At 67.9% G+C, this 7,586-nt stretch carries 8 protein-coding genes; 1 reads left to right on the top strand and 7 read right to left on the bottom strand.

All coding sequences use genetic code 11. The annotated features are described in order from the left end of the window. The 7 genes from CAPSK01_RS03120 to CAPSK01_RS03090 all read right to left on the bottom strand — a co-directional run. Window positions 1–2,055: tetratricopeptide repeat protein (locus CAPSK01_RS03120; RefSeq protein ID WP_273702996.1), on the bottom strand; the 2,055-nt coding region annotated here is incomplete at its 3' end. 146 nt (window positions 2,056–2,201) lie between these two features. Next, window positions 2,202–3,275, bottom strand: coding sequence for a hypothetical protein (locus CAPSK01_RS03115; protein ID WP_034922353.1), 1,074 nt, complete (start codon window positions 3,273–3,275; stop codon window positions 2,202–2,204). A gap of 32 nt (window positions 3,276–3,307) precedes the next feature. Beyond that, window positions 3,308–4,540 (bottom strand): hypothetical protein, encoded by a 1,233-nt coding sequence (locus CAPSK01_RS03110; protein ID WP_273702995.1) that lies wholly within the window; start codon window positions 4,538–4,540, stop codon window positions 3,308–3,310. Window positions 4,541–4,604: 64 nt separating this feature from the next. Continuing rightward, window positions 4,605–5,006: a hypothetical protein gene (locus CAPSK01_RS03105; protein ID WP_034922347.1), complete on the bottom strand. Its 402-nt coding sequence runs from the start codon at window positions 5,004–5,006 to the stop codon at window positions 4,605–4,607. Window positions 5,007–5,062: 56 nt separating this feature from the next. Continuing rightward, a complete protein-coding gene (locus CAPSK01_RS03100) occupies window positions 5,063–5,443 on the bottom strand; it encodes a hypothetical protein (protein ID WP_034922343.1) in 381 nt (126 codons plus the stop codon). Between the two features lie 121 nt (window positions 5,444–5,564). Continuing rightward, window positions 5,565–6,059, bottom strand: coding sequence for a hypothetical protein (locus CAPSK01_RS03095; protein WP_273702994.1), 495 nt, complete (start codon window positions 6,057–6,059; stop codon window positions 5,565–5,567). Between the two features lie 203 nt (window positions 6,060–6,262). Continuing rightward, on the bottom strand, window positions 6,263–6,646 hold the full coding sequence (locus CAPSK01_RS03090) for a hypothetical protein (RefSeq protein WP_273702993.1): 384 nt from the start codon (window positions 6,644–6,646) through the stop codon (window positions 6,263–6,265). 239 nt (window positions 6,647–6,885) lie between these two features. On the opposite strand from CAPSK01_RS03090, the gene CAPSK01_RS03085 reads away from it, so the two are divergent. Continuing rightward, window positions 6,886–7,260: a hypothetical protein gene (locus CAPSK01_RS03085; protein WP_034922339.1), complete on the top strand. Its 375-nt coding sequence runs from the start codon at window positions 6,886–6,888 to the stop codon at window positions 7,258–7,260. Window positions 7,261–7,586: the final 326 nt, after the last annotated feature.

Genomic DNA, 7,586 nt, shown 5'->3' with positions numbered 1-7,586 from the left:
GCGACCCGGGCCGCCGGTGATCGCCGCCCGGAAGCGGCGGATCGCGTCGTCGATCGGCGCGGCGTCGCCGAGGTCGATGAGTTGCACCGCGGCGCCCTCACCGGGAGCCAGGACGAAGGCGGCATAGCGCCCGCGGCCCCACTGCGCCTCGCCCCTGGCCTTCACCGCCTGGAAATGGAAGGGCTGAAAGCGGACGAATTCGACCAGCGTGCCGTTGGCCTGCAGGTGCAAGGCGACCGCGCGCGCATCGGCGCTGGCGAGTTCGCGTTCGAGGCGCATCTCGGGAATCTGGCGGGCGATTTCGCTCTCCAGCGCTTCGCGTTCGCCGCGCCACCGGGCCAGCGTCTGCTGGTACTGCTGCGGCGTCTCGTGCGCACCAGGGCCGCTCAGGATCTTGCTCGCCACCTGGCCGCGCAGGAGGTCGAGGCGTTGCAGCGGCTCGCGCAGTTGCGGGTAGCGGCCGGAAAGGATGACGCGGCGCTGGACGCTGGCGGCTTCGGCGGTCAGCGCCTTGCGGCGTAGAACGTAGTCGAGCGCCAAGCGGACGGCGTCGGGCGAGTCGTGGAAGTGCGCCAGGACCAGAGACAGCAGCAGCATTCCGAGTGCCCGATTGGCGGCGAGATGGCGGTTGCGCTGCTCCTCTGTACTGAGCGCGAAGACTTCGCCGAGCAGGCGGTCTTCGGCCAGCGCGGCGCGGGCGAGGCCGGAAAGCGCCTGATCGAAATGGCCTTGGGCGGCGTCGAACACAGCGAGGTTGGCGAGGCTCGTCGCAGTGTCGGGATGCTCGGCGCCGAGGACGCGCTCGAAGATCTCCAGCGCGCGCTCGTAGAGCGGCTCGGCGCGGGCGTAGTCGCCGAGCGCTTGGTACAGCGCCGCCAGGTTGTTGACGCTCTTCGCGGTGTCGGGGTGGTCGGTGCCGAGGACCTTCTCGTGGATCGCCAGCGCACGCTGGGTGAGCGGCTCGGCGCGGCCGCAATCGCCGAGCGCCTGGTACAGCACCGCCAAGTTGTTCACGCTCTGCGCGGTTTCGGGATGGTTGGCGCCGAGGACTTGCTCGCGGATCGCCAGTGCCCGCCGCAAGAGCGACTCGGCGCGGCCGTAGTCGCCGAGCGCACGGTACAGCGTCGCCAAGTTGTTCACGCTCGTTGCGGTGTGGGGATGGTCAGCACCGAAGATGCGCTCGTAGATCGCCAACGCGCGCTGAACGAGAGGCTCGGCGCGGCCGTAGTCGCCGAGCATTTGGTACAGCGCCGCCAAGCTGTTCAGGCTCACAGCGGTGTGGGGATGGTCGGCGCCAAGGAAGCGCTCATGGATCGCCAGCGCGCGCTGGACGAGTGGCTCGGCACGGCAGTAGTCGCCGAGATCCCAGTACAGCCTCGCCAGGTTGTTCACGCTCGTCGCGATGTGGGGATGGTCGGCGCCAAGGACGCGCTCATGGATCGCCAGCGCGCGCTGGTAGAGCGGCTCGGCGCGGCCGTAGTCGCCAAGCACGTGGTACAGCGTCGCCAAGTTGTTCAGGCTCCCGGCAGAGTCGGGATGGTCGGCGCCGAGGACGCGCTCGCGGATCATCAGCGCGCGCTGGTAGAGCGGCTCGGCGCGGGCAAATTCCCCGAGCGCCCAGTATAGCCCCGCCAGGTTGTTCAGGCTCGTCGCGGTGCCGGGATGGTTGGCGCCGAGCACCCGCGCGTCAATCGCCAGCGCGCGCTGGTAGAGCGGCTCGGCGCGGCCGTAATCGCCGAGATCCTTGTACAGCCCTGCCAAGTTGTTCAGGCTCGTCCCGGTGTCGGGATGATCGGCGCCGAGGACCTGCTCGCGGATCGCCAGCGCGCGCTGCAAGAGCGGCTCGGCGCGGTCGTAATCGCCGAGTGCACGGTACAGCTCCGCCAAGCTGTTCAGGCTCCTAGTGGTATCGGGATGGTTGGCGCCGTATTGACTTTCCAGCATCCGCCATAACCGCTCTGCGACTGGAATGGCCTCAGTGTAGCGTCCGGCCCGGTAAAGCTTCGCGACCTGCGCAAAGCCGGCGTCGATCTCTTGTCTGCTCTTGCTGTCCATCGATCCTCCCGTCGTCGTGATTTGCCGCCTGCGGCTGCCGGTTCCTGAACCGGCTGGCGCTGGCGGAGGATTTCCCTGTTGCTCATTCCGCTGCTGCCCTCGCCTGTCGCCTCTTGCCCTGCCCGATTCCCGCGGCGCCACCCTCCTCAGGCCATCGGTCGCGCCAGCGCGAGGTAGTCCTGGACGAACAGCGCCCAGGCGCCGTAAGCGCGGCTTTCGAGCCGCTCGGCGAGCCGATCGAGCCGTTCGGGCGCAATTTCCCACTGATCGCGCCGCGCGTCATAGACGTCGGCACCCATCGCCTTCTGCGCGACCACCGCCGTCAGCCGGCGGCGCAAACCCCAGGCCGACGGCACTTCGAAGAGTTGAGGGTTGTCGGGGGTGCCGCCGCAGGGCAGCAGCAGAAAATCGTCGTGCAGATCGGGGTTCGGGAGAAGCGGTTTCGGCATCACGAAGCCCGCCGACGGCGCGGGCAACAGGGGGATGAAGCGCCGACGCCCGTCGATCACCACGTCTTGAAAGATGAACACGTGCAACGGCCGTTCGCGGACCGTCTGCCCGACGGCAAGCGTGATGCGCGCGCGATCACCAACGTAGTGCACCGGCAGGTTGCTTTCCTCGGCCGCCGGGTTCGGCTGCCCCGGCGCGAGCAAGCGATCGTCCCGGCGTGCTCTACGCCAGTCGGCGGCGACTCTCGATTCGATGGTCAAGCCCTCGACGGTTTTCTTCTCGCCGGCCTTATCCTTTCCCTCTGGCGGGTCCAGCGGGCGGAAGCGGGCGGCGACGAAGCGATCCCACGGCGAGCGCAGAAACTCCAGGCCGCCGCGCCTTTTCACCTCGGCGAGGAACTCCTCGAAGGGAAGCGCCGCCACCTTGCGCCAGGGGTCATCGGGCGCGAGGCGATCAGGCACCTTCTCGAGCCCGAACAGACGCAGAAAGTGCGGCAGCACGCGCCCGGGAAGAAAAGGGGGGAGGTTCCCATCGACGTCCACGCGCAAGCCTTCCGAGACGTGATCAACTGGAGTCGACACCGCTTTGATGTTACCGGTCAAGGCCCGACTCAAGTCGCCCGCATCGATTTCCAGCGCCTGCGCCAACTGCTTCTGGTTCAGCAGTGGCGCCGTCGAGCCCTGGTTGGTCCTGTACGTCGCATTGCCATACAGGAGCCGCACCTTCTCGAGCAGGTGCGGGAGATAGAGTTTCTCGTCAGGCGGGCTCATCGCGTGCTCTCCGTCAGGGGTTGAGTGGCTGTTCAGAGTCGCTCGGAGGCTTTGCGCTCGCTCCCTCCCGGGCTCGCCACAGCGGGTCGTGGCGCGACGGCCTGAGGCTTGACTTTATTCCCGCCGGGCCGCCGTTTCAAGTCGGCCGCCCGCAGTTGCACCTCGACCGCGTCGATCCAGCGGAAGCCGGAGGCAAACACTTCGGCGTCGACCTCGGGCAGCGTCCCCCAGAGGAAAGCGAATTCCTTCTCCAGCGTGCTGAGCGGGCGGTCGTCAAGGCTGCCGCGGGCGATCACCCGGCCGACGTCGGAATCCGCGCCGACCGCGGCGAGGGCCGCCGCCGGGGTCGCCGACTCCGCGTCGAGGCGCAGCGGATCGCGCGCCGGACGGCCATGCAGCGCGCGCAACTTGTTCAGCCAGAACGCCGCGCCTTCCGGGCTCCTCGCCTGCACACCGCGAAACTCGCGCAGCGCAATCTCGAGCGGCAGCGTATCGGCGTGTTCCGGGATCAAGGCCTGCACGCATGGGTTGGCGCCGACCATGGTCGCGCGCGAGAGCACGCTCACCAGTTGCAGGGCGGCGCCTACCCTCAAGGCGTGGCCATAGCCATTGACCACCCGCGTCTGCTGGTTGAAGCCCAGGGCGACCGAGCTGAAGCTCGCCGCCAGGCTGCTCTCGCGCGTCTGCGAGCGCTCGAAGGCGATGCGCAAGGGCGCGCCCCAACCATGCCTGCCGAGCCCATCCGGAGCGACCGCCGACATCTCGAGGGTGATCGCCGCGACGCTCGACTGCTCGCCGTCACGCGTGGACGCGTCATAGTCAGACTTGAAGAAGCTGAAGTCAAAGAAGCGGCCACGAGAGCGCGCACTGGCCTCGACGATCTGAATGTCGTTCTTCACCTTGAGCGTGCTCGCCGGCGCCGCTCGCTCGGCGGTGGCGTCGCGCCGGGTTTCCCGGAACGCCAGCGCCGGACCGACCGAAGTCAATAGACTCTCAAGCAGGGTGGTCGCGTCGGTCGGCAACTCGAGCCGCTGCAGCGTGGCCGGATTCCGGTTGAAGAAGCCGGCGACCTCGACGATCACCGGCGGCGCGTCGCCCGGACGCGAATCGACGTAGCGCGCGAGCCGGCGGCCGAAGCAGGCCATCAGCTTGTCGGCATCGGGCGCCGGGGGCGCGATCGCCAGGCGCGGCGGCTCGCTGGCCAGCTCGATCGGTGGCAACAGCGTGCTGCAGCCGGCCAAGGAGAGAGACAAGGAGAGCGACAAGGCGGAGAGGACGCCCCTTCCCGGTGTCCCGACAGGTTTCACGGTTTTCTCCTTCTCTTGTCGATCAGCGGCCGACGACGACGCCGGCCACCACGCAGTTGATATCGGTACGCGAGTTCTGAATGACCGGTGCTTGCGCCGCGCCGCGCCCGGTCTGCACGACGTTGCTGCACACGTTGACGGTGGGCGCCAGGCCGCGCGCGGCGAGCATGCGCAGGTCCTGGTCACGCAGCGAAGACGCGCTGGTGACGGAGGCCGGCGCGGCAGACTGCTGATGCGCATTCTGCGCGCGCGACTGGGCAATGATCTTCACCGTGGTCATGTCCGGATTGCGCGGGCTGGGGTCGATCTTGGCGGCGATGTCCGGGTCGGGCTCGGTGGGCTCTTCCTGGGCGAGCGCGGGACCGACGCACAGGAGAACGGCAACGCACAGCCAGGCGAACGGATAAGGGGGGTGCGTCAGCATGGATTCCTCCGTAACGAAGAGAGCCCCGGCGCGGCCGCGCCGCGCCGGGACGGGAGTTACCGCGACGTCGTGCGCAGCACGCCGGCCTGGACCGTGCCGCCGCTGTTGCTCGAATTGGCGACGGTTCCTTTCAGATCCAAGGTGCTGCCCAGGACCTTGGTGTTGCCATCGAGGAAGGCGCCACCGGCGGTCGTCTCGGCGTGCAGCGAGTCCGAACTCTTGTTCGCACTCACACCCACCTTGATCACCTTGTAGGAACCGCGCGCCGAAGCGCCGGCGCTATTGCCCTGGACGCTGGTGGTGCTCGTAGCCACCACGTCCCCGCTCGCCCGCAGGTTCGAACCTGAGATGGTCGGCGCGCTGGCCGAAGCGGCGATGGCCGAGTGGACGAAGACAACGGCGAAGAGGGAGGGGAGCAGGGAGTGACTCGCTTTCATGGCATTTCCTTTCAGACTGGGGTTGACGAGCCGGATTGGCCCGTTACATTCACTCTACCCATCCGCGGAATCCGCACGACCAAGGCTGTTGGTCGTAAAATTGCGAGAACCGGCGCTTGGCTCATTGGCTGGCGTTTGCAACCGGCACCGGCCGCGCGGCCGTCCGGAAGCTGAAGAACGCGTCGGCATCCTTCGGCAACAATGCTCCGAGGGGAAACGAAACCCGGAAGCCCAGCCCCGCCCGTTCGACACTCAGCGATTCCGCGTGCAGCAGGGTGCGGTAGTCGTAGCACGCCCAGCCGCTGACCTGGTCGCCGTCGCGCACGCGCACGGACCACAGGTAGGCGATATTCGGTTCGAGCTCCTGGTCGATGCGATGCCGGGCCTCGGGCAAGCGTTCGCGCAGATAGACGGGGCGTTCGAAGAACGGCCACGGGCGCTGCTCGCCCTGGCGCGCGACCACGGCGGTGCTGGCGCCGGCGGCCGACGCCTCCGGCGTGCAGTCGCTGCGTGGACCTCGGGACAGCGCGGTGGCGCGCAGGACGACCAGATCGTAAGTCACATTTGCCTTGGCCTGCGGTTGCCAGCGGAATTCGGGCCGCAACTCGGAAATCACGGGCGGACTGCGCGGATCGCCGGCAGGAGGGTGCAGGGGAGCGCTGTGGCGATAGCTGGCGCAACCCGAGAGCAAGGCAGTAAGCGAGAAAACGAGCACGGGGACGTTCATTTCAATCTCCCAGACAGTGAGTCAGCGGCGAGCGGCAGGGCCGCACGCCGCATCGGGTTCGACCCGGGCGCGCGCGGCGCGCCCGGAAGGGATCAGGACAGGCCGCCGTTGCAGACGCCGATCCGGGCCGCCTCGGCAACCTCCTCGGCGAGCCGCCCGACCTCGCCGTCGCTGCATTCGAGGGCGGTGAGCAGCATCGCGACGTTGAGGCCGCCGACCAGGCGCGCCCGCGGTCCCCAGATCTCGCACAGCCGCTGGGCGACCACGCACGGCGAGGGGCCGCCGTGGATGTCGACGAGGATCAGCAGGTCGCCGCAGCCCATTCCGGCAGCGAGGGACTGGGCGGCCAACAGGGCGTGTTCGCGGGAGTCGTCGGCGGCGAGATCGAGCGCCGCCAGCGGGCGGTCGACGCGACCGAGAACGTGCTCGGCGACACACACGAAAGCCTGCGCCAGCGGCGCATGGGCAATCAGCAAGACACCGGGTCGCGCGAGCGGGGAGACCGAAGCGCGACGGCAGAGAGTAGTAGGCAGGCACATGGTGGACCTCCGGAACAGGGAGTCGCACGCGGCGACGGTTAACACGGAGCCCATTGGGCGCGCCCGCGCGCGACCCTGCGACCAACGCCGTTGGCTGCGGGTATCACGGAGCTCGGCTAGCGTGCGTGCAGACTGGCGCAGCTGGCGTCGGTCGCAACCCTTTTCAGGAGATGAAAATGCGTGAAATGAACGCTTTACGTGGTGTGTTCGGGTGGTGCGCCCTGTCGCTGGCGCTCTTGGCCTTACCTGAGTCCGTCCTCGCCTCAGCCGCCGCTCCACGCATCGAGAACAGCCGGATCGCGATCGACGCGACGGCCGTCAACCTCCGGGCGGAGGGGATGCAAGGCGGCACGTCGAGCAGCAAGAGCTTCCTCGGCAAGAAGAAGTCGCAGTCGACGCCCGACATGCCGGGCCAGGTCGATGTCGGTGTCGTCGAGGTGAGCGGGGGCGCGATTCTGAATAACAGTGATGTACGCATCAACACAACTGCGAGCGGGATTTCGGTGCGCGGCGGGACGATTCGCGTCGGCGCCGTGGCGATCGGGCCGTGAGGGTCTGAGCGGCCGAGGGTGGGCCGATTTCGGCACACCCTCGGCCGGCGCCACCTCTTCCCCTTGCTAAGGTTTTGGTTCTCGCGACTGGACGTTGTTTGCGGCGCTGTGGTGGCTTGCTGGCGCGGAGTTGCCTTGGTCTCCTTGGGCGTAACCGGTAACTCCGCGGCGTCGGCCACTATTGACCCAAGTCGGCCAGAGGCGAGCGCAGCGGGTGGGCGGCGAAGAGCTTCTGCCACATCCGTGGTGTCAGTTCCTGGGCACGATCGGCACATCCGGATCGGAGAGATATATACCGAAATAGGTCACAAACGACTTTAACTGTT

This window comes from Candidatus Accumulibacter vicinus, from assembly GCF_000584955.1.
Classification (GTDB): domain Bacteria; phylum Pseudomonadota; class Gammaproteobacteria; order Burkholderiales; family Rhodocyclaceae; genus Accumulibacter; species Accumulibacter vicinus.
This window is presented reverse-complemented; position numbering and strand designations above follow the sequence as displayed.